The 25,564-nt window shown below is 40.5% G+C and carries 22 protein-coding genes; 13 read left to right on the forward strand and 9 right to left on the reverse strand.

Annotated features, from left to right (window positions below; genetic code table 11):
* Window positions 1–465: 465 nt before the first annotated feature.
* Window positions 466–975: a DUF2062 domain-containing protein gene (locus tag CXF72_RS03735; protein ID WP_101036940.1), complete on the reverse strand. Its 510-nt coding sequence runs from the start codon at window positions 973–975 to the stop codon at window positions 466–468.
* A 29-nt stretch (window positions 976–1,004) separates the two neighbouring features.
* Here CXF72_RS03735 and CXF72_RS03740 point away from each other — a divergent pair, with 29 nt between their 5' ends.
* The 9 genes from CXF72_RS03740 to CXF72_RS03780 all read left to right on the forward strand — a co-directional run bounded on the left by CXF72_RS03740 (window position 1,005) and on the right by CXF72_RS03780 (window position 11,773).
* Window positions 1,005–3,401, forward strand: a complete 2,397-nt coding sequence (locus CXF72_RS03740; RefSeq protein ID WP_101036941.1) for a DNA internalization-related competence protein ComEC/Rec2 — start codon at window positions 1,005–1,007, stop codon at window positions 3,399–3,401.
* Window positions 3,402–3,420: 19 nt separating this feature from the next.
* On the forward strand, window positions 3,421–5,172 hold the full coding sequence (msbA, locus tag CXF72_RS03745) for a lipid A ABC transporter ATP-binding protein/permease MsbA (protein ID WP_101036942.1): 1,752 nt from the start codon (window positions 3,421–3,423) through the stop codon (window positions 5,170–5,172).
* A complete protein-coding gene (lpxK, locus tag CXF72_RS03750) occupies window positions 5,172–6,134 on the forward strand; it encodes a tetraacyldisaccharide 4'-kinase (protein ID WP_101036943.1) in 963 nt (320 codons plus the stop codon). The genes msbA and lpxK overlap by 1 nt, the downstream gene beginning before the upstream one ends.
* The gene (locus tag CXF72_RS03755; protein ID WP_101036944.1) at window positions 6,128–6,307 is read left to right on the forward strand and encodes a Trm112 family protein; all 180 of its coding nucleotides are present in this window, start codon (window positions 6,128–6,130) and stop codon (window positions 6,305–6,307) included. The genes lpxK and CXF72_RS03755 overlap by 7 nt, the downstream gene beginning before the upstream one ends.
* 1 nt (window position 6,308) lies before the next feature.
* Window positions 6,309–7,076: a 3-deoxy-manno-octulosonate cytidylyltransferase gene (gene kdsB / locus CXF72_RS03760; protein WP_101036945.1), complete on the forward strand. Its 768-nt coding sequence runs from the start codon at window positions 6,309–6,311 to the stop codon at window positions 7,074–7,076.
* 8 nt (window positions 7,077–7,084) lie between these two features.
* Window positions 7,085–8,023 carry a hypothetical protein gene (locus tag CXF72_RS03765; protein ID WP_101036946.1) on the forward strand — a complete coding sequence of 313 codons (939 nt, stop codon included), beginning with the start codon at window positions 7,085–7,087 and terminating at the stop codon, window positions 8,021–8,023.
* 11 nt (window positions 8,024–8,034) lie between these two features.
* Complete coding sequence (locus CXF72_RS03770; protein WP_101036947.1) at window positions 8,035–8,934, forward strand: DUF350 domain-containing protein; 900 nt, start codon at window positions 8,035–8,037, stop codon at window positions 8,932–8,934.
* 175 nt (window positions 8,935–9,109) lie between these two features.
* Window positions 9,110–10,822 carry a polyamine aminopropyltransferase gene (locus CXF72_RS03775; RefSeq protein WP_101036948.1) on the forward strand — a complete coding sequence of 571 codons (1,713 nt, stop codon included), beginning with the start codon at window positions 9,110–9,112 and terminating at the stop codon, window positions 10,820–10,822.
* 189 nt (window positions 10,823–11,011) lie between these two features.
* On the forward strand, window positions 11,012–11,773 hold the full coding sequence (locus CXF72_RS03780; protein ID WP_101036949.1) for a DeoR/GlpR family DNA-binding transcription regulator: 762 nt from the start codon (window positions 11,012–11,014) through the stop codon (window positions 11,771–11,773).
* 82 nt (window positions 11,774–11,855) lie between these two features.
* Here CXF72_RS03780 and ychF read toward each other — a convergent pair whose 3' ends face one another.
* The 8 genes from ychF to nadK form a co-directional block, all read right to left on the reverse strand.
* Window positions 11,856–12,947 carry a redox-regulated ATPase YchF gene (ychF, locus tag CXF72_RS03785; protein ID WP_101036950.1) on the reverse strand — a complete coding sequence of 364 codons (1,092 nt, stop codon included), beginning with the start codon at window positions 12,945–12,947 and terminating at the stop codon, window positions 11,856–11,858.
* A gap of 52 nt (window positions 12,948–12,999) precedes the next feature.
* Entirely contained in the window at window positions 13,000–13,593 is a 594-nt protein-coding gene (gene pth / locus CXF72_RS03790) for an aminoacyl-tRNA hydrolase (protein ID WP_101036951.1), read from the reverse strand.
* A 2-nt stretch (window positions 13,594–13,595) separates the two neighbouring features.
* Entirely contained in the window at window positions 13,596–14,207 is a 612-nt protein-coding gene (locus tag CXF72_RS03795; RefSeq protein WP_101036952.1) for a 50S ribosomal protein L25/general stress protein Ctc, read from the reverse strand.
* A gap of 280 nt (window positions 14,208–14,487) precedes the next feature.
* Entirely contained in the window at window positions 14,488–15,432 is a 945-nt protein-coding gene (locus CXF72_RS03800) for a ribose-phosphate pyrophosphokinase (protein WP_011769316.1), read from the reverse strand.
* Between the two features lie 93 nt (window positions 15,433–15,525).
* Window positions 15,526–16,380 carry a 4-(cytidine 5'-diphospho)-2-C-methyl-D-erythritol kinase gene (gene ispE / locus CXF72_RS03805; protein WP_101036953.1) on the reverse strand — a complete coding sequence of 285 codons (855 nt, stop codon included), beginning with the start codon at window positions 16,378–16,380 and terminating at the stop codon, window positions 15,526–15,528.
* A 147-nt stretch (window positions 16,381–16,527) separates the two neighbouring features.
* The gene (gene lolB / locus CXF72_RS03810; RefSeq protein ID WP_101036954.1) at window positions 16,528–17,139 is read right to left on the reverse strand and encodes a lipoprotein insertase outer membrane protein LolB; all 612 of its coding nucleotides are present in this window, start codon (window positions 17,137–17,139) and stop codon (window positions 16,528–16,530) included.
* Between the two features lie 268 nt (window positions 17,140–17,407).
* Entirely contained in the window at window positions 17,408–19,084 is a 1,677-nt protein-coding gene (gene recN, locus CXF72_RS03815; RefSeq protein WP_101036955.1) for a DNA repair protein RecN, read from the reverse strand.
* A 104-nt stretch (window positions 19,085–19,188) separates the two neighbouring features.
* A complete protein-coding gene (gene nadK / locus CXF72_RS03820) occupies window positions 19,189–20,088 on the reverse strand; it encodes an NAD(+) kinase (protein ID WP_101036956.1) in 900 nt (299 codons plus the stop codon).
* A gap of 222 nt (window positions 20,089–20,310) precedes the next feature.
* Between nadK and grpE the strand changes: the two genes are divergently transcribed.
* The 4 genes from grpE to CXF72_RS03840 all read left to right on the forward strand — a co-directional run bounded on the left by grpE (window position 20,311) and on the right by CXF72_RS03840 (window position 25,544).
* Window positions 20,311–20,928 (forward strand): nucleotide exchange factor GrpE, encoded by a 618-nt coding sequence (gene grpE, locus CXF72_RS03825; RefSeq protein ID WP_101036957.1) that lies wholly within the window; start codon window positions 20,311–20,313, stop codon window positions 20,926–20,928.
* A 222-nt stretch (window positions 20,929–21,150) separates the two neighbouring features.
* Entirely contained in the window at window positions 21,151–23,073 is a 1,923-nt protein-coding gene (dnaK, locus tag CXF72_RS03830) for a molecular chaperone DnaK (RefSeq protein WP_101036958.1), read from the forward strand.
* Between the two features lie 126 nt (window positions 23,074–23,199).
* Window positions 23,200–24,327, forward strand: coding sequence for a molecular chaperone DnaJ (gene dnaJ, locus CXF72_RS03835; RefSeq protein WP_101036959.1), 1,128 nt, complete (start codon window positions 23,200–23,202; stop codon window positions 24,325–24,327).
* 596 nt (window positions 24,328–24,923) lie between these two features.
* The gene (locus CXF72_RS03840) at window positions 24,924–25,544 is read left to right on the forward strand and encodes an FKBP-type peptidyl-prolyl cis-trans isomerase (RefSeq protein ID WP_101036960.1); all 621 of its coding nucleotides are present in this window, start codon (window positions 24,924–24,926) and stop codon (window positions 25,542–25,544) included.
* The last annotated feature ends 20 nt before the right edge of the window (window positions 25,545–25,564 follow it).

Genomic DNA, 25,564 nt, shown 5'->3' on the forward strand with positions numbered 1-25,564 from the left:
AATGTTTTTATTAATGAATGTAGCTGAGTAAAGAATGTTTTTATTAATGAATGTAGCTGAGTGTAGAATATTTTTATTTGTGATGTAGAGAGAGTGCCAACACTCTGTTCAATAAATTGCATCTATATGGGAAGTTATACCAATTCCACAAAATCGTATGGAACGATTTTGAACAGTGTTAGCTGGCCACGTAGTTGGGAATAACAGGATGTTATGAATCAAATTAATCACTCAGACTAAAACGTAGTTTTATGTCTAGCTAGCATGTGTTTTAACTCGCATAAATGAGCAGAAAATTAATAGATTTGGTATTACTTGCCGATTTTTATCTACCGACTGCTTGTGCCAGAGTCAGCTTATTACAGAAATGCTACTATTTAGGGGTAGAAAATTCATCAAAGTAAGGTGTTTTAAGCAGTATAAATTTAATGGATTTGGTATTAGCCGGGGTGCTAAATGAGCGGATTATTTTTTATGTCTGCGTTGCCATTTTTGGGTAACAGTAAACCGCCAAAAAGCACGAAATAGGAAATACCCCAAAAAGGCACTTGTGCAGCCAAGGATCAGTGCACCTAAAAACAGTGGCGGGGCGATGGTTTCAAACGTTGCGCATAACCAGGCATAAGATAGTTCGAAGTGAAAATGCTGCACAGGCAGATGCATGATAAAGGCACCTAAACGGTAAGCGCCATAAAATAAGGGGCCCATGGTCAGGGGGTTTGAAAGCCAAACTAGCGCAACGGATAAAGGCAGGTTAACCGTAAATATGATGGCGATAGCAGCGGCTAAGATCATCTGGAAAGGAATGGGCATCCAGGCACAAAATAGCCCAACAGCGACAGCACCTGCTGCACTGCGGCGGTTTAAGTGCCATAGATTGGGATTATGCAGCGTTTCGCCAAAATGCCTAAGGTGAGGATGTGCTTTTAACGTTTCAGGTTTTGGAGTAAAACGTTTAAGAAATTTTTTTGGCATATAATTAAGGTTTACTTAAATGGATTCGAATGACAATGCGTCTATTATTGTGGCTGTCAATTATTGTATTTATATCAAGCCTATTTTGGCCTCGATTATTAGATCATAACGAAATAATATTCTGTGGCGTTTTATTTATTTATTTAATGTTGATGCCGCGCCTGCGTATTCTAGCGGTGGTCCCTTTTTGTGCTGCTTATTTCTCACTTTATACTTCTTTAGCATTAACAGGAAGTTTTTTTGCTTTTCAACCCGTTACTAATTTCCCCTTTTCAAATTCAGCCCCCCTGCAGACTTATGTCGATGGCCGAAACCATAGCATAGTTGTGCAAATTAAGTCCTTAATCAGTGAGCAAAATAAAGGATATTTCCGCGCCAAGTTAGTTGAACTTGATGGGCATCACTTAAATTATGCTCCTTTATTGGAAATGCGCTGGTACGCACCGACAGTAAAAGTACAGGAAAATGAAAAACACCTTTTTAAGGTGCGCTTTAAACCTATTTACGGACGTGCTAATCCGGCAGGATTTGACCAGCAAAAATACAAGTACTCTGAACATATTGCCTACCAGGCTATTATAAAGTCGCATCTTCAAAAGGAAAATGCAGCTTTTTCCTTAAGATCTTATTTGTATGAAAGAGTGGTAAATCTTTCCGACTCTTTAAACAATCAGGGCGCTATTCTAGCCTTATCTTTTGCAGATAAATCACTAATAACGGCAGAGAAAAAAGCGTTAATTCAACAGTTGGGCATTGCCCATCTATTCGCTATTTCAGGTTTACATATTAGCCTGTTTTTTTCCTGTATTTATTTATGCGTGGCTTATTTTACCCTGGGTTTTTTCCCCAAGAAATATCTCGGCTGGTTTTCCTGGCGATTTATAAGCTTAACGGCATTACTCGGGGCATTTTTATACGCTTATTTAGCCGGTTTTTCCTTACCGACTCAGCGTGCCTTTTTAATGTTGTTATTTTCGGTTGCTATTTTATCAATGAAACGAAAGTGCAGTTTGATCGATCTGTTAGGCTTGACATTTTTTGTTATTTTATTATGGGATCCTTTGGCCCTACTCAGTTTAAGCTTATGGTTATCCTATGTGGCAGTCTGTTTGATCTTAATTGTTTTATGGCATTTTCCTCAATTTAAAAACAGGAAGGCAAAAAATGGTGAGATGTTGGGATTTACAAAAATCAAACATTACTTTAAATTTTTACTGCTCATTCAGTGCGCGCTGAGTTTGTTAATGTTACCTGTTCAGCTGTTAATTTTTTCATCTTTTTCAATGCTTGCGCCCTTTATTAATCTGCTGGCGGTACCTCTGTTTTCACTGTTAATTATTCCTGTTATTTTATTAGCGGTTGTTTTTTCGGTTGTTTATCAACCGATCTCAGTACTGTTATTTACTATTGCAGATCGTTTAATCGGTTATTTTTTTATTGTGTTTGAGCAAATAACATTTGCCTACTTGTCCTTTTCTTACGATCAGGGGATTGCTCTTATTTTTGTTGTTGTTTTAATGTTAGTGCTTTATATTTTATTTAAACTACAGCATGTTAATGATCGCCTCAGTTATTTTTTTACTTTTATATTACTCTCCTCGGTGTTTTTATTATTATGGTCGGAAAAGAAAAATAAACCCCACGAGTGGCAGGTTGAGATCATCGACATCGGGCAGGGATTGTCGGTGTTAGTCAAAAGCCAAGGAAAAAGCCTGCTCTATGATACCGGTCCTCGTTATCCGTCAGGATTTACTACTGCCGCCGTTGAGACACTGCCCTATTTGCACTCTATTGGCATTGATAAGTTGGATTATTTAGTGGTAAGTCACAGTGATATTGACCATGCGGGTGGCGTGGATGTCATTAACCACGCTTTTCTGCCTGAATATATACTGCTAGGCGAGCCGTTAGCGCCTTCGGCACTGCAAAATAAAAAAACAACATTCTGTCGTGCAGGCATGAAATGGTCATTAGGTTCGCTATCGGTAAAAGTACTATCACCATTAACTATGGGGACAAACAATAATAATAACTCTTGTGTTTTACGCATTGATGATGGTCATTATTCATTTTTGTTGACGGGGGATATTGAGAAAAAACAAGAGGTTAAGTTAGTTGCACAGTATGGGGATGATTTAAAAAGCACACTTTTGCTTGCCCCTCATCATGGAAGTCGGCACTCATCAACAGTAGAATTTATTAAAACTGTCACCCCACAATGGGTTGTTTTTAGTGCGGGATTTATGAATCGCTGGGGATTTCCGGCCGCAGAGGTAAAGTTACGTTATCAAGATCAAAATGTTAGAATGGTAAACAGCGGTTTGAATGGGTTTATTCGTTTTAAAATAACAACGGATAAGATTATCATGCAAACATATCGAGAAGATCTTGCCCCTTATTGGTATCATCACTCTTTTTCTCTCTAATAGAAGTACTTGGTGAATCATGGAAAATAAAGAAGTAAATAGTTGGTTGGTTTTTAAGCGTTTACTGGGATACGTTAAAGAGTTTAAATTGGGCTTAGTGGCTGCCATTATTGCTATGATTGGTTATGCCGTCATCGATACCGCTTTTATCTATTCAATAAAGCCCCTGATGGATGAGGGCTTGACCGGGCAGAGCCCTGAAATTTTAACTTTTATGCCCATTTTTGTGATTCTAATTATTGCGGCAAGGGGAGTGGTTGCCTTCGTCAGTTCATACTGTATGTCCTGGGTAGGCACCCATGTAGTAATGAAATTACAACGCGAGTTGTTTAGCCATTTGATAGCCTTACCTATTAGCTTTTTTGATAAAACAAATACCGGTGACTTACTCTCTAAAATCACCTACGACGCTAATCAGGTGACGTCCGCCTCAACCAAGGCCCTGATAAAAATATTCCGTGATGGTGCCACTATTATTGCTTTGGTCGGTTTGATGTTTATACAAAGTTGGCAATTATCATTAGTTTTCTTTTTGATTGCGCCTATTGTGGGCATTGCTATTAGCGTGGTGAGTAAACGTTTTCGTAAAATCAGTAAAAATTTACAAGATGCAATGGGCTCAGTAACAACGGCTTCAGAGCAGATGTTAAAAGGTCATAAAGAAGTGTTAATGTTTGGCGGCCAACAACTTGAAAATAAAAAGTTTGAGCAGGTCAGTAATTCTGTTCGCTCTCAAAATATGAAAATGGTCAGCGCACAGGCGATCAGTACGCCAATAGTGCAAAGCCTGGCCTCTTTTGCCTTAGCCTTTGTTTTATTTCTGGCGACCAAACCCTCAATTATTGATGACTTAACCCCAGGTACCTTTATTGTCATTATTTCTTCTATGATGGCATTAATGAAACCGCTAAAAGTGATTACCGAGGTGGTTGGTGATATACAGCGCGGTATTGCGGCCAGTGTGAGTTTATTCAAAGTATTAGACACAACTTCTGCGCTAGATTCGGGGACTAAAGTGATTAAACGTGCCAAGGGTGATATTGAACTGAATAATATTGTATTTTCCTACCCAACGACTGAAAAACCGGCCTTAAAAAATGTTAGTTTTAAGGTTAAGGCCGGGGAAACTTTTGCCTTAGTGGGGCGCTCAGGCAGTGGGAAATCGACCATTGCCAATTTATTAACTCGTTTTTACGACATTGATAGCGGCGTGATCAGCATCGATGGTGTGAATATTCAGGAATACACCCTTGCCTCATTACGAAATCAAGTGGCTATCGTTTCACAAAGTGTGCATCTGTTTAACGATTCTATTGCTAATAATATCGCTTATGCAAGCGATGGTAAATTTACCCGGGAAGATATTATCCAAGCCGCTGAAACCGCCAATGCGATGGAGTTTATTGAGCAGTTTCCAAACGGGTTAGACACTGTGATTGGTGAAAATGGAGCCCTGTTGTCGGGCGGGCAACGTCAACGATTGGCCATTGCACGTGCATTGTTGCGTGATGCCCCTATTTTAATTCTTGATGAAGCGACTTCTGCTTTAGATTCGGAATCTGAACGTCATATTCAAGCGGCACTTGATATATTACAAAAAGACAGAACCTCTATTGTTATTGCGCATCGTTTATCAACCATTGAACATGCCAATCAAATTTTAGTGATTGATGATGGCCGTGTGGTAGAGCGTGGCACACATGCAGAACTTATTGAGAAAAAAGCGATTTATCACAGCCTTAGTAAAATTCAAGCGGCTGGAGAGTTATAATGCCGTTTTGGTACCGCCGAGTTACTTGGGCGTGGTTACTTTTGCCATTGGCTTTACTGTTTAAAATGATCAGTTTATGTCGCCGCTTGGCTTATCAGAAAGGTTTTTTTAAACGTTATAAAAGTAAGTTACCCGTTATTATAGTCGGTAATATTTCTGTCGGTGGCAATGGTAAAACACCTTTTGTTATCTGGTTATGCGAAAAGCTGATCGCGGCGGGTTACAAACCCGCCGTGATCAGCCGCGGTTATGGCGGAAAAAGCAACCATTATCCGTTGCTTGTGGACGATCATATTAAGGGCCATGAGGCGGGTGATGAGCCGGTCTTAATCTATAAGCGTCTGGGGATTCCCGTGGTGGTTGATCCAACACGTAAAAATGCAGTTAACTATATTGAGCTGCATTGTTTGGCTGATATTATTATCAGTGATGATGGATTGCAGCATTATGCATTACAACGGGATATCGAAATCGTTATTGTTGATGGCAAGCGTCGTTTTGGTAACCAGCAGCTTATCCCGATGGGGCCGTTGCGGGAAAATCTATCACGTTTAAACAGTGTTGATTTTGTGGTTAATAATGGCGGACAGCAGGTTAATGAAATGACCATGTTGTTAAAGGCCGAAAGCTGCAAACGTGTTGATGGAGAAGTGGCACAGCTTGCCAGCGGTCTTAAAATCAACGCTTGTGCTGCGATTGGTTATCCGCAACGATTTTTTGATACCCTTAACCAGCAGCAGTTTGAAATATTAAAAGCCGTCAGTTTTAATGATCATCATGCTTTTTCAAAAGATGATTTCACTCAATTCGAAGCGTCTATTCCTCTGTTAATGACAGAAAAAGATGCGGTTAAATGCACTGACTTTGCACAGCCAAACTGGTGGTATTTACCTGTTTCAGCCGAATTTCCGGCGCGCTTTGAAAAAAAATTATTAAATAGGATTAAGGAAATAAAATGTTAGACATTAAGCTACTTGATATTATCGCCTGCCCATTATGCAAAGGTAAGTTAAGTTATAAAAAAAACAGCAATGAACTTATTTGTAAATTTGATCATCTTGCCTACCCTGTTATTGACGGCATTCCTGCTCTGTTGAAAGTCAAAGCGCGGACCATTACGTCCGACGAGGAGTAATATGTCATTTATTGTCGTGATACCTGCGCGTTATGATTCAACGCGTTTACCGGCTAAACCGCTGCTTGATATCTTAGGGAAAACCATGATTGAGCGGGTCACTGAGCAAGCTTTAAAAAGTGGCGCCAAACAAGTTATCGTAGCGACCGATGATCAGCGTATTGTTGATGCTTTAAAGCATATTAAGAAGATTGATGTATGCATGACATCCAAGGAACATCAGTCCGGCACGGATCGTTTAGCTGAGGTTTGCCAGCAGTTTAAATTGGGCGATGATGAGATAATAGTCAATGTACAGGGAGATGAACCCTTAATTCCCCCGTCAGTCATTAAACAGGTTGCGGCTAACCTGCAACAAAACAGTGCTGCCAGTGTGGCGACATTAAGTGCGCCGATTGAAGAGTTTGCCGATATTTTTAATACTAACGCCGTAAAAGTGGTTTGTGATAAAAATAACATGGCATTGTATTTCAGCCGAGCCACCATTCCATGGAATCGTGATGATTTCAGTGTCGAAAATCAGACTAAAAAATCGGTAGATTTTACGGCTTTACAACGTCATATCGGTATTTATGCCTACCGCGTTAGTTTTCTTCAAGAGTATGCGACATTATCTGTTTCCCCGCTGGAACTGATAGAGAAACTTGAGCAGCTGCGCGTATTATGGCATGGTTTTAAAATTCACGTTGAGCAGGCAAATGCAATACCACCACCTGGAATCGATACTCAGGATGATTTGCTGCGTGTTATTGATTGTTTATCGCACTAGGGGGCGCAATGAAAGCTAAGATGTTATTTATTTTAGGGCTGAGTTTTTTACTTATCGCCTGTGGAGATGAGCGTTCCGAACAACTTCAGGCGAATACCAGAACCGCCGAATATTTAACAACTAACCTGGGCGAAAATCTTGATACAAAGGCATTAGGTAATGCTGCTATTTTAAGTGAATACGCGAGACTGTTAGGACAAGATAAACCGCAACTTAAACCTTTGTTAACGCAATTAAGTCGTGATGCAACGCGTCAAGGGCCAATGTATCAAGGTCTGCTGCAGCGTTTAAAAACACTTAAAGAGCAACCGCAGGTATTGGGCGATATCGAAGCGCAGTTATTCGAAAGTGAAAATCTTATTGCGGCATCGGATCCGGCTTTATTTAATGATGCCTTATCGGATCCTATTAATGTGATTGCCGATCTGTCCGATGGAGAATTAGCGCGTGTTAATGCCATCAGTAAACAGCAAAGTCTGCAGGCAAATGCTGCTGCAGATAATGGCGCCGGCAGTCAGCTAGTGGGTAATCCCGGCTACGGGCAATGGCAAACTAACAGTGGCGGGACATCATTCTGGCAGTGGTATGGCATGTACTCCATGTTTTCGGCTCTCTCACCTAACCGTACTCGCTATGATAGCTGGTCATCACGCCGAGATTACAGTTATTACAACGATGTGGGTCGTAACCGTTATACCTCACCACAACAAGCAAAATCTCAGGATAATTTAGCCGCCAGAACCAAAAAACAATTTGCCAGTAAGGGTGGTTTTCGAAGCCCCTATGCAAAATCTAAAACGGGGGCAAGCCGTATGTCGACTTCCAGTCGGCAGGCGCAGCAGGCAACCTCTTTTGCAGGAAAGTCTAGTTACTCAAAAGCAAAATCATCGAGCAGTTTTAGAAATAGCAAAACAACGACCTCTCGCGGTATAAGTCGCGGAAAATAAGGCTAAAAAATATGAATGAATTAATGGCAACATTAGAGCAAAATGGCAGTTTGGTCATTTATTTATTAATTGATATGGCAGTAGCAATTCTTTTATTAGGCGGAATTCGTTATACCATGGGGTTTATCGGTAATGTTAATACCAAAAATGAGTTAGCGATAAATGACAACTTTGCCTACGGTATCAGTCTTGCGGGTAGCGTGGCAGCAATGGGGATCGCCTTAAGCGGTGCCATCACGGGAGAGCTGGCCGGATCCTATTCAGCCGAGTTAATCGGCATGCTAACTTACGGATTGATTGGATTATTATTGATCAAAGCGGGACGATATATTCACGATAAATTCGCCTTACCTGATTTCCATAAACAGGATCAAATTCTACAAAGAAATATCTCTGTCGGCCTGGTCGATGCCGCTTCAGTCATTGCGACAGCCATCGTGGTCCGTGCCGCATTGCTTTGGGCTGAAGGACTGGGCATTCAAACCTTTGTCGCAATTTTCTGTGCGTGGATAATTTCACAAATCATGCTGGTTATGATTACGCGAATATTTGAATGGCGATTTTCTAAAAATAACGGTATCAGCTTTCAGGCAACCTTAGAAAAAGGGCAGATGGCTGTCGCTATTCGTTACTCCGGGTATTTGATTTCAACGGCCATGTCAGTCACTGCCGCAAGTTATTTTGTGGTCTACGATGCGCAATCTTTATGGGTGGGTATAACACAATGGACTATCATGAGTGTTATTTTGATGCTGGCATTAACATTATTAACCGCCATTGCTAAGTTTATCGTCCTGTGGGGAATAAACCGCCGCGAAGAGATTGAAGTTCAGGATAATATTGGCATTGCCACGGTCGAGTTGACCACCTCTTTTGCAATCGCATTGTTATTGATGGCATTAATGGCCTGAACCACGAGCCACGAGCCACGAGCTTTAGAGCCACGAGTTACGAGCTAGAAGTTCGAGACTAGAAGCTCGATACTCGCAGCTTTCAGCCGACAGCCGATAGCTGATAGCTGATCGCTTATCCCTTATTTAATCGGTCATCCTTTGATGGCCTTTTTTATCCCCGTTAGAGAAAAAAATGGTCAAAGCAAAAAAAGTAAAACTGCTGATCGATGACAGCCTGCTGATACTCATAATGTCAGTACTGGCTTGCTGTGGTCTGATTTATGAGTATTTACTTTCTCATTATTCAGCGCGTATTCTGGGCAGTGTTGAAACCGTTATCTATGCGATTATTGGTATTATGATTGTATCTATGGGACTAGGTGCCTTTGCCGCCAAAAAAATTTCCAATGCCTTTCAAGGTTTTGTTATTTTAGAATTAGCCGTGGCTTTGATTGGTTGTTGTGCGACCTTGTTTATCGCCTCGATCATCGGTTTTGGGCAGACATTACCGCATCTTCTGGCTGAAACCTATCAAATCCCGATAGACACCCGGCCAGAGGGAGGGATCATTGCCCAACTAAACTGGTTGAGCATACAATTACCTTATTTTTTTGCATTTCTGCTTGGATTTTTGATCGGCATGGAAATCCCGCTTATTGCGCGAATTCGTGAAACCGTATACGGGCATCATTTAGCCCATAATGCGGGTACTATTTACGGGGCTGATTATATCGGCGCGGGTTTCGGTGCCGCGATTTGGGTATTGTTTATGCTGCGTATTGAAATTAGCCAGGCTGCAGCACTGACGGCTTCTCTTAACTTATTAGCGGGCTTTGTTTTTCTGCTGCGTTTTAAGCACTATTTAAGGCATGTTAAAAAACTATTGCTCGGGCATGGTTTGTTAGCCATTTTAGTTCTTGTAGTTTTCCAATATGGCGGTAGTTGGCAACAGAAAATGCAAAACCTTCTGTATCAAGATAAGGTGGTTTATCAAACCCAAACACCTTATCAAAATTTAGTGTTTACGCAGCGCAATTTAGGCGGCAATCTTGAGCCCATTTTTAACTTTTATATTAACGGGCGCTTACAATTCTCCAGCCTGGATGAAAAAATTTACCATGAGTTTTTGGTACATCCCGCAATGCAGGCCGCAGCACGGCAAAATAGAATATTGATTATTGGCGGGGGTGACGGTTTGGCATTGCGTGAAGTGTTAAAATGGCAGCCGGAGCAGGTCACCTTAATCGATCTGGATGCGCAGTTAGTTGAATTGTTTAAATCTCCCCAGGCTGTATTACCCGCTTATTTAGCAAAGAAGATTAGCGCGTTAACCGAAAATAGCTTTAATGATAAACGGGTCACCGTTATTAATGATGATGCCTTTATAACGGTTGATAAGTTATTGCAGAGCAAACAAATATTTGATGTGATTATTATCGACCTGCCGGATCCAAGCCACCCGGATTTAAATAAGCTCTACAGTGCCAATTTTTATTACCGGCTTAATCATTTGTTAAATGGGGATGGTGTAATAGCGATTCAGTCCACATCACCATTCCATGCTAAAAATGCCTTTATATCAATAGCTAAAACCCTAAGAGAAGCTAAATTTCCCTTTGTGGAACAATACCATCAAAATGTCCCTTCCTTTGGTGAGTGGGGCTGGACCATTTCTACAAAATTAGGCGCTAGTGTCAGTAAACGTTTGCAAAATGCACCATCACTTGCAGTGCCAACAAGCTGGTTAACCTTGCCGTTATTAAAAAGTGCTTTTGTTTTTAATAAAGGTTTTTATGATGATATCAATAGTATTAAAGTAAATTATTTAGGATCTAATCAACTCTATCGATACCATCAGCGCGCATGGGAAAGAGAGACCGAGTTGCCAGCGTCAAATAGCGATTGATTGTTAGCGTTGGTTAACGGGAACTTGGTTTGGTTTGATATGTTCAATTAATTTTTCCACCTGTCCTCAAGCCCGATCGTCAGATGATCTACGCTTAGTGATGATAGAGCCCGAATTAAAGGAATCGCGCGTATTAAGCGGTCTGTATAAGCTAAGTTAAATGATGCAATAAAATGCAAAGGATAGAAGATGTTACAACAAGAAAGGCATGAAAAAATATTGGATTTGATCAGCCAATTAGGCCGGGTTTATGCGGCCGGATTAAGTCAAAGCCTGCAGGTATCCGAAGATACAATCCGCCGTGATTTAAAACAATTAGATGATCTTAAAAAGTTGCGCAGGGTGCATGGTGGCGCATTACCGCTGCAGCAGGAATTTCAAGAGTATCGCGATCGGCAGGATGAAGTTGATCCGTTAAAAAAGCGTGTCGCGTTAGCGGCAATTCCCTTCATTAAAGCGCATCAAACCATATTGATCGACTCGGGCACTACCTGTTTGCAGTTGGCGATGAATTTACCAACCGATTTTAATTTTACCGTGGTCACGCCAAGCCCTCTGGTTGCGACTAAATTAATGCATCATAATAATATCGAATTGATTTTATTAGGCGGCAAAGTGTCTAAATCTGCGGTGATGGCGCTCGGCGCGACAACCAATGCGATGCTCAGGAAAATTCATTTTGATGTCTGTTTCTTAGGTGTTTACGCGCTGCATCCAAGTCAGGGGCTGACCATTAACCGTTTAGATGAAGCTGAAACATTAGCCGCGATCATTGAACAATCTGAGTTGGTTATCAGTTTAGGATCATCATTGAAACTCGGGAAGGTGGGCACCTATAAAATTTGTGACAGTAATAAATTGGATGTGCTGGTGACTGATTCAGAGTCGAATCCCAAGGTATTAAAATTATTAGAAACTAAAGGTGTCAAAATAACGCTTTGCAGTGATTAATTAAAGCGCGGCAAAATGAGTGGGTATAGTATGAAAAAGGCAACCGAAGTTGCCTTTTAAAGATAAATTGTAACCTTAAACCTTAAACATTAAAGCGGAAATGGATAACATCACCATCTTTAGTCACGTAGTTTTTACCTTCCAGGCGCCATTTACCGGCTTCTTTGGCACCGGCTTCACCTTTACATGCAACAAAGTCATCATAGGCTATTACTTCAGCACGGATAAAACCACGCTCAAAATCAGTGTGGATAACGCCCGCTGCCTGTGGTGCTGTTGCACCGACTTTAACTGTCCAGGCGCGCACTTCTTTAACACCCGCTGTAAAGTAGGTCTGTAGATGCAATAATTGATAGCCGCTATTGATAACGCGGTTTAAGCCAGCTTCTTCCTGACCTATGCCTTCGAGAAACTCTTTTTTGTCTTCTTCATCAAGCTCAGCGATTTCAGATTCAATTGCAGCACAAACGGCGACGACCACTGAACCTTCTTTTTCTGCGATTTCACGGACAATATCTAAATAGGGGTTATTTTCAAAACCATCTTCACTGACATTGGCAATGTACATGGTCGGTTTGCCGGTCAGAAAGTTAAGGTAGGCAACCGCAGCTTTTTCTTCTGCCGTTAATTCAAGGCCGCGCACTAAGCCGTCGGCTTCAAGATGCGCTTTTACTTTTTCCAATACCGGTACTTCAAATTTGGCATCTTTGTCGCCACTTTTGGCTTTTTTGGTGAGACGTAAAAGGATACGATCACAACTGTCTAAATCGGCCAATGCCAGCTCGGTATTGATAATGTCAATATCGTCTTTAGGATCGATTTTACCCGCGACATGCACAATGTTGTCGTCTTGGAAGCAGCGCACAACGTGGCCAATGGCATCGGTTTCACGAATGTTCGCGAGAAACTTATTACCCAGTCCTTCACCTTTAGAAGCGCCTTCAACTAAACCTGCAATATCAACAAATTCCATTGTTGTTGGTAACACGCGCTGCGGATTAACAATTTCAGCTAATTTATCGAGGCGATGATCCGGTACCGGCACGATACCCGTATTAGGCTCAATCGTACAAAATGGAAAGTTAGCAGCTTCAATGCCCGCTTTTGTTAACGCGTTAAATAATGTTGATTTACCAACATTGGGTAAGCCTACTATGCCACATTTGAAACCCATGATTTATATCCTATTTTGTTAGTTGTGTGTTAATTGCGGGGTGTTAAGCGGATTATTTTTCTGCTTTAAAACTATGTAAGCGATTCATTGCTTTTTCCAGTCCGTCCTGCCCTAAAATAGGGGTACAACGTGCTGCTTCATCAATACTTTGGTCAATCAGGTTTTGTTCACTGCTGGGTGCTTTACCGAGCACATAACCGCTGACTCTGTTTTTATCACCGGGGTGACCGATGCCAATGCGCAGACGATAAAAATTTTTATTATTACCCAGTTTTTCGATAATATCTTTTAAACCGTTATGTCCACCGTGACCACCACCCAATTTAAACTTCGCTATACCGGGAAGCAGATCCAGCTCATCGTGTGCGATAAGGATCTCTTCAGGTTTAATGCGATAAAAATTTGCCATCGCAGCAACCGCTTTTCCACTGAGGTTCATAAAGGTAGTTGGAACAAGAAGACGCAGGTCATTACCGGCAAATTGAATTCTTCCCGTTAGACCGTAAAATTTTGCTTCAGGCTTAAGTTGGATATTTTCTTGAGAGGCGAGTTGGTTTACATACCACTGTCCGGCATTGTGTCTGGTTTGCACATATTCTGGGCCTGGATTAGCCAGGCCCACAAGCAATTTAATAGTAGTTGACACTATTATTCAGCAGCTGCTTCTACTTCGTCTTCAGTAGGTGCTTTTTTGGAAAGTGCAATTGAAACCATAGGAAGGTCATGTTCTTCACCTTTATTTAGTTCAACAGACTCAACGCCAGCAGGAAGAGCTAGGTTAGAAAGGTGTAATGTATCACCAATTTCCATCGCAGAGATATCTACTTCAATGAATGAAGGAAGATCTGCAGGTAGACATAAAACTTCAACATCGTTAACTGTGCGGTAAACTACGCCGCCATTTTTAATCGCTTCTGAAAGCTCTTCGTTGATGAAGTGCAGAGGAACCGTTTTGTTGATTTTATGTGTAGCATCAACACGCAATAGATCTAAATGTTGAATGCGCGCTTTAAAAGCATGACGCTGTAGATCTTTAAGGACTACTTGCTCAGACACACCATCGATTTCCAGGTTTAATATTGAAGAATAGAATGCTTCAATGCCTTCTGCTTTGATGATTTCTTTATGTGTAAAAGTAAGAGAAACGGCTTCTTTATCAGCTCCGTATACTATTGCTGGTACTAGATCCGCATGACGTAGGCGGCGGCTCGCACCTTTCCCTAGGTCTGTACGGGTTGTTGCTGTTAATTTAATAGACATGGTATAACTCCAATAGTGAGGATACTGTTATAAAGTTCCTCAAATTTAAAATAGGTCTCATCTTGCGACCAGATAAAACCACCTTATCGGCAGCTTTAGCTGCAGATAAAAAAGGCGCGCCATAATAGCGCGCCATCATAATTTTGTACAACATTAAAACTAATTTCGAGCACAAAAAACGCTTTATAGTAAGACAATAAAGTATTTTTTGTGTTCAAAGACAATTAACAAAAGTTAAAAGGGTTACTTAACTGCTATTAACAGCTGAAGAGGACCGAGATTAGTGAAACATTGCAGAGATTGATTCTTCGTTACTGACGCGACGAATTGCTTCAGCCAGCATGCCACTCAATGTTAACTGCTTAACTTTACCCGTTGCAATAATTTCTGCTGAAAGCGGAATTGAGTCAGTAACAATGAATTCATCAATAACAGAGTTTTTGATGTTTTCAGCCGCTTTTCCAGAGAAAACAGCATGTGTCGCATAAGCGTAAACAGAGCTTGCACCGCGTTCTTTAAGTGCTAAAGCTGCCTGGCATAATGTACCGCCAGTATCGATCATATCATCAACGATAATACAGTTACGTCCTTCAACATCACCTATTAGGTGCATTACTTGCGCAACGTTTGCTTTTGGACGACGTTTGTCGATGATCGCCAAATCGGCATCATCGAGTAATTTAGCATGTGCACGCGCACGAACAACACCGCCAATATCAGGGGACACAATCATTGGGTTATCCAGTTTCTTCTCTAACATATCTTCAAGAAGTACTGAGCTGCCAAATACATTATCAACTGGCACATCAAAAAAGCCTTGGATTTGCTCTGCATGCAGGTCAACGGTCAATACACGGTCTACACCGACATTTGACAAGAAATCCGCAACCACTTTTGCAGTGATCGGCACACGACTTGAGCGAACTCTACGGTCTTGACGGGCATAACCAAAGTATGGGATAACGGCAGTAATACGTCCGGCTGATGCACGACGAAGTGCGTCAATCATAACGATTAATTCCATTAAATTATCATTGGTGGGAGCACAAGTAGACTGTACGATAAAAATATCATCACCGCGTACGTTCTCATTAATTTGTACGTGGATCTCTCCATCGCTAAAGCGCCCAACATCCGCGCTTCCTAGTTTAACGAAAAGACGCTCTGCAACTTTTTTAGCTAGATCGGGTGTCGCATTACCTGCAAATAGTTTCATATTTGGCACTGTGAGGACCTCTGTAATCCTAAGGGGTGTGTGTCAAAAAGCAATAATGCTGATTAACATTTGTTATTAATTACCTTATGCAATTAATAAATTTTATTTAAGTGTTGCGAATAATTCATTTAAAGGGGAATTATTCAATCCTGTTGCGGTAAATGCTGCTAACCAGTCAGGGGTGTTATGTAACACAATTTCAGCTTCATGAATACTGTTGAATGTGCTAAAAACACATGCACCAGTGCCAGTCAATTGAGTTGGCGCGTATTCTATCAACCACTCTATAACCTTGGCAACCTTAGGATAATTTTTTTTCACATAAGGCTGGCAGTCATTCAGCCAATTTTGATTTATTAACTGCAAATGGGTTCTTTTTTTTGTATTGCGAATGAGATCTTTTGCTCTAAAAACGGCGGCTGTTGAAATATGGCAATTGGGAGTAGCAATCAGGTAGCTCCGCTCTGCGGGGTAAACGGGGCTTAATTTTTCACCTATTCCTTCTGCTATCGCGGCTTTGCCAAAGATAAAAACAGGGACATCCGCACCCAATGAAACCCCTATTTCTGCCAATTCACTTTTTGTTAAATTGATGTTCCATTGATAATTTAATGCGACCAGAGTTGTTGCGGCATCCGATGACCCACCACCAAGCCCTCCGCCCATAGGTAAATTCTTTTCCAGAGTAATATGCGCTCCGTTGTTTGCTGCCGTATGGGTTTTTAACATCATAGCCGCTTTATAAATTAAGTTATCTTCTAATGCCAATCCTGCGATGCTTGGGGTGAGGGTGATTTTTCCGGAGAGATTAGGCGTGATAGTTAAATAATCACATAGATCGATAAATTGAAATAGGGTTTGTAATTCATGGTAGCCATCTTCCCGTTGACCCGTTATATATAAAAATAAGTTAAGTTTAGCGGGAGCAGGCCAACGAATAGTGTCAGGATTTGTCATGCGTTATCTCTCTATTTGGCAATTTTATCGTTGAGGAGGTTATTTTAAGACAAGATAGTAGCGAGTTATGCTTTATAAATACAGCTCGAAAGATAATAAGTTATAAGCGCTGTTTGAGTCTGCAAATACCGAGGTTCCGGCTCTTATTTAAAATATTTCAGTTTTCTCTAATAGCCATTTTCGGATTGCAAATTTTATAAGTAAATCTTGGCGGCTAAGGTCTAGCTTGTGGGGGAGGCTTGTTTTCTGAACCGTTTTATAATCTTGGTAATCGACAGACCAGTTGTCATTTTTGTTATCTTGTCCGGTCAAGCTCACTAACTGATTATTTTCATTAAGCTGAAAAACAGCACCACTCGGATTGCCTTTAATCCATTGTTGTAAAACCTCTACGGGTAACTCAATCCCTGACAACTGAGTCATTAGTGTCTGTGTATTTTTACCAAAATAAATTTTACCTTGATCGTCAATTATTCGAGTGCCAAGTGCGGTCTTTTTGACATCTAAAATAGTCGTTCCCAGAAAGCTGGTTAAGGTAATATGAAAATTTTCGCCGTTTTGCTGCCAGTAAATATTCAGGCTATGACGGTTTTCGGCTGTAATAATGGCCACTTTTCCGCGCAGAGACCAATCTGTTAACTCATTAATCTGTTGTTGATGTGCTGCCCAATCCGCAGTCTCGGTGGGGGGAGGTGTTGGTATTTGCGCACAACCAGCAAGCATTAGAATGAAAAGAAGGCAGGGAAAGAATATTTTCATGTTTGATAAAACCACTTAGCTAAATAGGTAAATAGGTAAATAATACTAACCAGTCATAAAAATAAAGACAGGTTTATTTTTATTTTTATTTGAAAATAAAACGGATACACATTGCTCATTTTAAAAAGTACAAAAATGTCTAATGATAATAGTTTTTCAAGGAATGCAGCTAAATAGTAAGTGTAAAGGGCTGCAGAAGCAGACAGTTAAGCCTCCTGATGCGCAGAGGCTAACTGTCTAATCTAATTCATCTAATTCATTTAATCATTTATGGAACTAATAATTCCTGTGCATTAGCTAATGTGTGTTCAGTGATACGGTCTCCGCCTAATAACCTTGCTAATTCACTTATACGCTCTTCAGGATTTAGTTTAAACATGGTGGTATTAGTGGTTTTACCATCACTTTGTTTATTAACAAACATCTGCTGATGACCATTACCTGCTACTTGCGGTAAATGCGTAACACAAAATATTTGCGTATTCTCACCCAGACTGCGCAATGATTTTCCAACGACGGCGGCTGTCACGCCACTGATCCCTGCATCAACTTCATCAAAAATCAGTGTTGGTGTCGAAACGCGCTGGCTAATAATCACTTGAATGGCCAAACCAATACGCGATAATTCACCTCCGGAAGCAACTTTACCTAAATCCTGCAGGGGTTGCCCTGCGTTTGTTGCCACTTTAAATTCAATACCATCTATCCCTAAGGGACTCAAGGTATTGCGACTTGCCTGGGTTAAGGATACTTCGAATATTCCCTCTTCCATATTGAGCTGCTGGATACTCGCGGTGATCTTTTTACTTAATTTTTTACTGTAGCGCAAACGGCTTTGACTGAGTTTATTTGCCTGCTGGAAATAATTGAGTTCGGCTTCTGCTAAGTCGAGTATAAATTGTTCTATTTGGGCATTACAGTCATTTAGCTGTTGGTATTCATTGTTTAATTTTTGGTGATGTTCGAAAAGAAATTCAGGTTGAATTTGGTGCTTACGCGCTAAAGATAACGCTTCGCTCATGCGCGTTTCTAATTGTTGGAAATGTTCAGGATCAAGTTCTAAGTTGTCACTAAAATGACGTAATTCATAACTGGCGTCTTCGATGGGGATAATGGCTTCCTGTAAGCTTGCAAGAATAGGCCCCAATGATGGATCATTATCTATCTGATGCTCGAGTGCAGAGATACTTTTACGCAATAAGCTCAACACATCAAACTCTTCCCCCTCGCTTAACTGTGAAAGGCTGATTTGACAGGTGGTTAATAAAGCACCGCTGTTGGCTAAACGTTTATGCTCCTGCTCAATATTTTGAAACTCATCTTCAGCGAGCGCAAATGCATCTAACTCTTCAATTTGGTATTCAAGTAACTGTTTGCTGGCCTGTTTTTCTTGCTGATTAAGTTGTTGCTCCTTGAGTTGCTTATTAATGAAGTGCCAGCCTTGATAGGTCTCTTTCACTTTTTGTAATAATAGATGATGGCCTGCATATTCATCAACAACAGAAAGCTGAATATCATTTTTCAGAAGGCTTTGGTGGGCGTGCTGACCGTGAATATTAACCAGAAATTGGCCCAGACTTTTTAGCTGTGAGAGAGGGACAGGGGTGCCATTAATATAAGCGCGGGAACGGCCTTCTTTGGTAATAATTCGGCGTAATAAACACTCCGCATTATCACTTGGGGAATCTTCAAGATCGTTTTTTTTTAACCAGTTTTTTGCGTGAGGTGTATCATTTAAGGTAAAACGGGCATTCACTTCAGCCTGTTCAGTACCCACCATTATCATATTGGCATCGGCGCGATCACCGAGGCACAAACCCAGTGCGTCAATCGCAATGGATTTCCCGGCACCGGTTTCACCGGTGATGGTCGTCATGCCTTGATGAAATTCTAATTCTAAAAATTGAACAATGGCAAAATGTTGAATAGTTAAGTGGCTAAGCATAATTTTACATCCCAAAGACTGAGTATTAACACTGTATATGTGCACAGTCTAATACTGTTTTTTTAAACAGTAAAGTGAGGTTTGTTGAATTCTCTTCTAATTAGTTAATAAAGTTTATTACCCCAACCCAGTTTATTTTGTAACACATGGAAATAGTTATAGTTTTTGGGATGAACTAATTTTAATTGATCTTGGCTTTTTTTGATTATTATTTCATCGCCGGGTAATACGGGTAAATTCACATGACTGTCACAGCTTATTTGCATTTGACTTTTATTCGATAGTGCCATTTTCAAACGCACCCGACTATTCGCGTCAATAACAATGGGGCGGCTATTTAAGGTGTGGGGAAACATAGGTAACAGACTGATGGCATCTAAATTTGGCGTTAAAATTGGGCCTCCCCCCGACAGGGAGTAAGCTGTTGAACCCGTTGGTGTCGCAATAATCAGACCGTCAGCGCGTTGATTCAACATGAAGTCATCGTCAACATAGACTTCAAATTCAAGCATATGTGCAATTTTATCCGGATGTAAAACCGCTTCATTAACCGCCGTATTTGAGCTTTTAAGATCGCCATGGCGATGTACTTGCGCTTCTAATAAGAAACGTTTTTCTATTTGGTAATTACCTAATAATACTTGCTCTAATGGTTGCTCAAAATTATCCGGATCAAGATCCGTTAAAAAGCCTAAGTTACCCCGGTTGACACCAATAACAGCAATATCAAAACGTGACAATACTCGCGCGGCGCCAAGCATGTAACCATCCCCGCCTACCACTATCGCTAAATCACAACTGCTTCCGATACCGACCAGATCCGCCCGGTCAAATCCATTAATAGGAAGTTCATCGGCGATTCGCTGATCAATCACCAGATTAACGCCTTTAGCTTTCAAAAAACGATATAAGGCTAATAATGTCAGTTTAGCTTCGGGATGTTGAGTTTTGGCAATCAAACCAATCGTTTTAAATTTAATTAAATTGTCGTGCTGGGCACCCATAGAGCTCCTTTATTAGTTAAACCTTAATATTATAGTTAAAGGATAACCTGATATAATGTTTTAGTTGTAATTATTTTCTTTCAGGTCAATTTGTTAGGATTTATTCGTCGCTAAGAAGGGGAATAATTTATTCATATCCTCACAACAGGCTTGAAACTATAATTGTAATCCCCATAATAGAGTATATAAAAATTTAAATCTTTAATTGATTAGGATAAAACCATGACGGTAGAAAAAAAAATCATTCCGGAAGAACAAGTTGAAGCTGAGCAAGTTGAAGCAGAACAACAAGTTGAAGCCGAGCTAGTTGAAAATGATGAATCTGCACAAGCACAAGATGAAGCCTCTAACGAAGAACTAAACATGATTGAAGTACTGAACAAAAAATTAGCGCTTGCTGAACAACAGATTGTCGATCAGCAAGCTGATGTTGCTCGTGCTCAGGCTGATGTGGTGAATGCCCGTCGTATCGCAGCGCAAGATGTTCAAAAAGCGCACAAATTTGCACTGGTTAAATTTGCAGATGGTTTATTACCTGTGATCGACAGTTTGGAAATGGCGATCAGCCACGCTGATAAAGAAGATGAAACGCTAAAACCTATGATTGAAGGCGTTGAATTAACACTGAAATCTATGCTGGATACAGTCGACAAGTTTGGCTTAAAAGTCATTGATCCACAAGATGAAGCTTTTGACCCTGAAAAACATCAAGCGATGAGCATGCGCGCAGTCCCGGATGTAGCACCTAATCAAGTTATCGCTGTGATGCAAAAAGGTTATGAATTGAATGGCCGTGTTATTCGCCCGGCAATGGTCATGGTGTCTAAGGCTGAGGACTAATCATTCTTTTTCGGCTAGTTAATAAAAGGTGCTGCAGACCGCTTTTTCATGGGTAATAACAGAATAAGAAAAATACATTTTTTTTGATGCTAGCCCTTGAAAGTAAAAAATAGCGCCTCATATATAAGACAATTAAAGCGGCACAGTATTTTACAATGAAATGACATACTGGGTCTGCTTACTAAACAACACAAAACATAAATAAGTTTGGAGAAGAGTAAAATGGGCAAAATAATCGGTATTGATCTAGGTACAACAAATTCATGTGTATCTGTACTTGTTGGTGGCGTAGCTAAAATCATCGAAAATGCAGAAGGTGAACGTACAACGCCTTCAATCATCGCTTACACTGAAGGTGAAACCTTAGTTGGACAACCTGCAAAACGTCAGTCGGTCACTAACCCTCAAAATACTCTTTTTGCGATTAAACGTTTAATCGGTCGTCGTTATGAAGATGAAGAAGTACAACGTGATATCAAAATCATGCCTTACAAAATTGTTAAAGCTGACAATGGTGATGCATGGGTAGAAGCGCACGGCAACAAAATGGCACCGCCACAAATATCTGCTGAAGTTTTGAAAAAAATGAAAAAAACAGCTGAAGATTATTTAGGCGAGAAAGTGACTGGCGCGGTAATCACTGTACCTGCATATTTCAACGATGCGCAGCGTCAAGCAACTAAAGATGCTGGTCGAATTGCGGGTCTTGAAGTTAAACGTATTATCAATGAGCCAACGGCTGCTGCATTCGCCTACGGTGTTGATAGCTCTAAAGGTGACAGTGTTATTGCTGTATACGACCTGGGCGGTGGTACTTTTGATATCTCAATCATTGAAATCGATGAAGTCGATGGCGAAAAAACCTTCGAAGTATTATCAACAAATGGCGATACTCATTTAGGTGGTGAAGATTTTGATAACCGTTTAATCAACTTTTTAGTGGCTGAATTCAAAACGCAACAAGGTTTTGATTTAACTAATGATCCGCTTGCAATGCAACGTGTTAAAGAAGCTGCTGAAAAAGCAAAAATTGAACTGTCAAGTGCACAACAAACAGATATCAACCTGCCTTACATCACAGCCGATCAATCAGGTCCTAAACATTTAAATATCAAGATCACTCGTGCTAAATTAGAGTCTCTTGTTGAAGATATGGTTAAAGCAACGCTTGAACCTTTACGCATTGCTTTAAAAGATGCAGATTTATCTGTTGCTGATATTGATGATGTTATTTTGGTTGGTGGTCAAACACGTATGCCCCTTGTACAAAAACTGGTTACCGAGTTCTTTGGTAAAGAAGCACGTAAAGATGTTAACCCTGATGAAGCTGTTGCTATGGGCGCTGCAATTCAAGGTGCAGTACTTTCTGGTGAGAAAACCGACGTATTATTATTAGATGTTACGCCGTTATCATTAGGTATCGAAACAATGGGCGGTGTTTTAACTAAAGTTATCGATAAAAATACAACGATTCCAACTAAACAATCGCAAACATTCTCAACAGCTGAAGATAACCAAAGCGCGGTAACGATTCATATTTTACAAGGTGAACGTAAACGTGCTAATGATAATAAATCTCTTGGTCAATTTAACCTTGAAGGTATCCGTAAAGCAAGCCGTGGTACTCCTCAAATTGAAGTGACATTTGATATGGATGCCGATGGTATTTTACACGTATCTGCTCAAGATAAAGATACTAAGCAAGAGCAAAAAATAACCATTAAATCTAGTTCAGGTCTTTCTGAAGAAGAAGTTGAAAAAATGGTTAATGATGCGGAAGCAAACGCTGAAGCAGATAAGAAATTTGAAGAAGTAGTGAAAGCTCGTAACGAAGCTGACGCAATAATTCATACAACACGTAAGCAAATTGAAGAAGCTGGTGATGCACTACCGGCTGATGAAAAAGAAAAAATCGACGCTGCACTTAAAGAACTTGAAGAAGCGACGAAAACTGAAGATAAAGATCTTATTGAAGCTAAAACAGCCGCACTTGCTGAAGCTTCAGCAAAACTGATGGAAATCGTACAACAAAAATCACAGGCCGGTGAAGCTGGAGGCGAGGAACAGCCTCAAGAAAAAGCCAAAGAAGATGATGATATTGTTGATGCTGAGTTTGAAGAAGTAAAAAAAGACGATAAAAAATAATTAGGAAAACTAATTAAGTTATAATCGTTTTAATGGCACGCGGGTTATGGATTTTTCTATAATCCGCGTGTTTGTTTTATACATAGCCAAGTAGTTTGGTTATAAATTGAAATTTTGAGAAAAGATATGGCAAAACGTGATTGTTATGAAGTACTTGGCATAAGCCGTGATGCGACAGAAAAAGAAGTCAAAAAAGCGTATAAACGTTTGGCAATGAAATACCACCCAGACAGAACCAGTGGTAATGATGAACTTGAAGTCAAATTCAAAGAAGTTAAAGAAGCTTACGAAATTCTTAATGATTCACAAAAAAAAGCAGCCTATGATCAATACGGACATGATGGTGTAAACCAGCAGGGACGTGGTGGATTTGATAATTCTGATTTTGGTGACCAGTTTGGTGATATTTTTGGTGATATTTTTGGCGGCGGTCGTCGCGGTGGTGGCGGTCAGCGTCCACAGCAGGGATCAGATCTTCGCTATAACATGGAATTAACGCTTGAAGAAGCGGTTAAAGGTATTTCCAAAGAGATTCAAATTCCTACCCAAGTCCATTGTGAACAGTGTAATGGCTCGGGTGCTAAAAAAGGGACAGAAGCAAAAACCTGTGGTACTTGTTATGGGCAAGGACAAGTGCAAATGCGTCAGGGTTTCTTTGCTGTCAATCAAACCTGTCCGACATGTCGTGGCCAGGGTAAAATTATCAGTGACCCATGTCATAAATGTCATGGTCATGGTCGTTACGAACGCAGTAAAAGTATGTCGGTTAAAATCCCAGCTGGTGTTGATACCGGGGATCGCATTCGTTTAAGTGGTGAAGGTGAAGCGGGTGAACATGGTGGCCCTGCTGGTGATTTATATGTGCAAATGAATGTGCTTCCGCATCATGTGTTTGAACGTGATGGCAACAATCTCCATTGTGAAGTGCCGATTAGTTTTACCGAGGCTGCATTAGGGAGCGAAATTGAAGTACCGACACTTGATGGTCGCGTAAAGCTTAAGATTCCTGCTGAAACACAAACAGGACGTGTTTTTCGAATGCGTAACAAAGGTGTTAAATCAGTGCGCAGTCATGCGACAGGTGATTTAATGTGCAAAGTTATGGTCGAAACACCGGTTAAATTATCGAGCAAACAGCGCGATTTATTAAAAGAGTTTGAAACTTTATGTTCATCAAGTTCGACAAAACATAAGCCAAAATCAGAAGGTTTTTTAACCAGCATCAAAACTTTTTTTGATGATTTAAGCAGTTAATGCAGTTAAATTAGTAACCCTTATTATTAATGCCTCCTAACTGGAGGCATTTTTTGGGCTTCCAATTCATTATCACTTTTCAATTTCCCCAAAGATCAGAGCAACTGACTTTCTATTTAGCGATTAAGGTTGTAATGGATGCTCGCCAGAGATAAAACACTTGTCATTGATTTGCTGTCACCAGCTGCTGTTATTCATTCATTCCTCTCTTAGCCAGCTCAAGCTGTTTAAATCCTTCCTACTATTTTACAATTAGAACCAGTCATTACTGTAATCAATGCGTTTCTTTGCAGTGTTTTCCTGCGCCTGAATAGATTGCCTAATAACAGATTAAATGTAAAAAAATCATCCTTCGCCCTTTAAAACTAAATTAAGTACCCCATATCTTTATTAGGGTATGTTTCATTTGCATATTAGTGGTTTTATTATATCCGCCTGACAGCTTATAAATATTGTAATAAATTAAATTGCTTGATAATTGATTGTAATTTAAGAAGGTATAACGAAAGCTGCGAACAAATGAAACAGAGCCATTTATTAAGCCATCATATATGGTAGAATTAGGTAAATACATTCAATAAATTAAGAGAATAAATATGTCTGAACTACAGCTAAACACTCAAGAAAAACAAGCAAGTTACGGTATCGGTCTACAAATGGGAGAGCAACTTGCTGCTAATCCTTTTGACGGTTTAGAAATATCTGCTATTTCTGCAGGAATCTCAGACGCATTTGCTGGCGCTGAAAGCCAAGTATCTCGCGAAGATTTACAAACTGCTTTCGAAGTTATCTCTGGACGTATGCAAGCCGCTGCTGCTGAGCAAGCAGAAGTATTGGGTGCCGCTGGTGCAGCTTTCCTTGCTGAAAATGCAGCTAAAGAAGGCGTTACAGTTACTGAATCTGGACTTCATTATGAAGTAATCAATCTAGGCGAAGGTGAAAAACCGACTGCTGAAGCGACCGTAAGTGTTCATTACCACGGAACGTTGACTGACGGTACTGTATTTGACAGTTCTGTTGAACGTGGCGAACCTGCTGAATTCCCTATCGGTGGTGTTATCGCTGGTTGGACTGAAGCATTACAACTTATGCCTGTTGGTTCAAAATTCAAATTAGCTGTTCCTGCAGATCTTGCCTATGGCGAACGTGGCGCTGGCGCTGCAATCGGACCGCACGCAACATTAGTATTTGAAGTTGAATTATTAGCAATTAAGTAACCTGTACTAGTTGTTGCAAT

It is taken from the genome of Psychromonas sp. MB-3u-54, assembly GCF_002836415.1.
Lineage (GTDB): Bacteria > Pseudomonadota > Gammaproteobacteria > Enterobacterales > Psychromonadaceae > Psychromonas.

Bases quoted from the DNA above. Each gene is read 5' to 3' on its own strand.
- lpxK (WP_101036943.1), top strand. From the start codon at position 5,172: ATGCCGTTTTGGTACCGCCGAGTTACTTGGGCGTGGTTACTTTTGCCA.
- dnaJ (WP_101036959.1), top strand. From the start codon at position 23,200: ATGGCAAAACGTGATTGTTATGAAGTACTTGGCATAAGCCGTGATGCG.
- kdsB (WP_101036945.1), top strand. From the start codon at position 6,309: ATGTCATTTATTGTCGTGATACCTGCGCGTTATGATTCAACGCGTTTA.
- CXF72_RS03840 (WP_101036960.1), top strand. From the start codon at position 24,924: ATGTCTGAACTACAGCTAAACACTCAAGAAAAACAAGCAAGTTACGGT.
- nadK (WP_101036956.1), bottom strand. From the start codon at position 20,088: ATGGGTGCCCAGCACGACAATTTAATTAAATTTAAAACGATTGGTTTG.
- CXF72_RS03740 (WP_101036941.1), top strand. From the start codon at position 1,005: ATGACAATGCGTCTATTATTGTGGCTGTCAATTATTGTATTTATATCA.
- CXF72_RS03770 (WP_101036947.1), top strand. From the start codon at position 8,035: ATGAATGAATTAATGGCAACATTAGAGCAAAATGGCAGTTTGGTCATT.
- CXF72_RS03735 (WP_101036940.1), bottom strand. From the start codon at position 975: ATGCCAAAAAAATTTCTTAAACGTTTTACTCCAAAACCTGAAACGTTA.
- grpE (WP_101036957.1), top strand. From the start codon at position 20,311: ATGACGGTAGAAAAAAAAATCATTCCGGAAGAACAAGTTGAAGCTGAG.
- recN (WP_101036955.1), bottom strand. From the start codon at position 19,084: ATGCTTAGCCACTTAACTATTCAACATTTTGCCATTGTTCAATTTTTA.
- CXF72_RS03780 (WP_101036949.1), top strand. From the start codon at position 11,012: ATGTTACAACAAGAAAGGCATGAAAAAATATTGGATTTGATCAGCCAA.
- CXF72_RS03765 (WP_101036946.1), top strand. From the start codon at position 7,085: ATGAAAGCTAAGATGTTATTTATTTTAGGGCTGAGTTTTTTACTTATC.
- ispE (WP_101036953.1), bottom strand. From the start codon at position 16,380: ATGACAAATCCTGACACTATTCGTTGGCCTGCTCCCGCTAAACTTAAC.
- dnaK (WP_101036958.1), top strand. From the start codon at position 21,151: ATGGGCAAAATAATCGGTATTGATCTAGGTACAACAAATTCATGTGTA.
- CXF72_RS03795 (WP_101036952.1), bottom strand. From the start codon at position 14,207: ATGTCTATTAAATTAACAGCAACAACCCGTACAGACCTAGGGAAAGGT.
- msbA (WP_101036942.1), top strand. From the start codon at position 3,421: ATGGAAAATAAAGAAGTAAATAGTTGGTTGGTTTTTAAGCGTTTACTG.
- lolB (WP_101036954.1), bottom strand. From the start codon at position 17,139: ATGAAAATATTCTTTCCCTGCCTTCTTTTCATTCTAATGCTTGCTGGT.
- ychF (WP_101036950.1), bottom strand. From the start codon at position 12,947: ATGGGTTTCAAATGTGGCATAGTAGGCTTACCCAATGTTGGTAAATCA.
- CXF72_RS03775 (WP_101036948.1), top strand. From the start codon at position 9,110: ATGGTCAAAGCAAAAAAAGTAAAACTGCTGATCGATGACAGCCTGCTG.
- CXF72_RS03755 (WP_101036944.1), top strand. From the start codon at position 6,128: ATGTTAGACATTAAGCTACTTGATATTATCGCCTGCCCATTATGCAAA.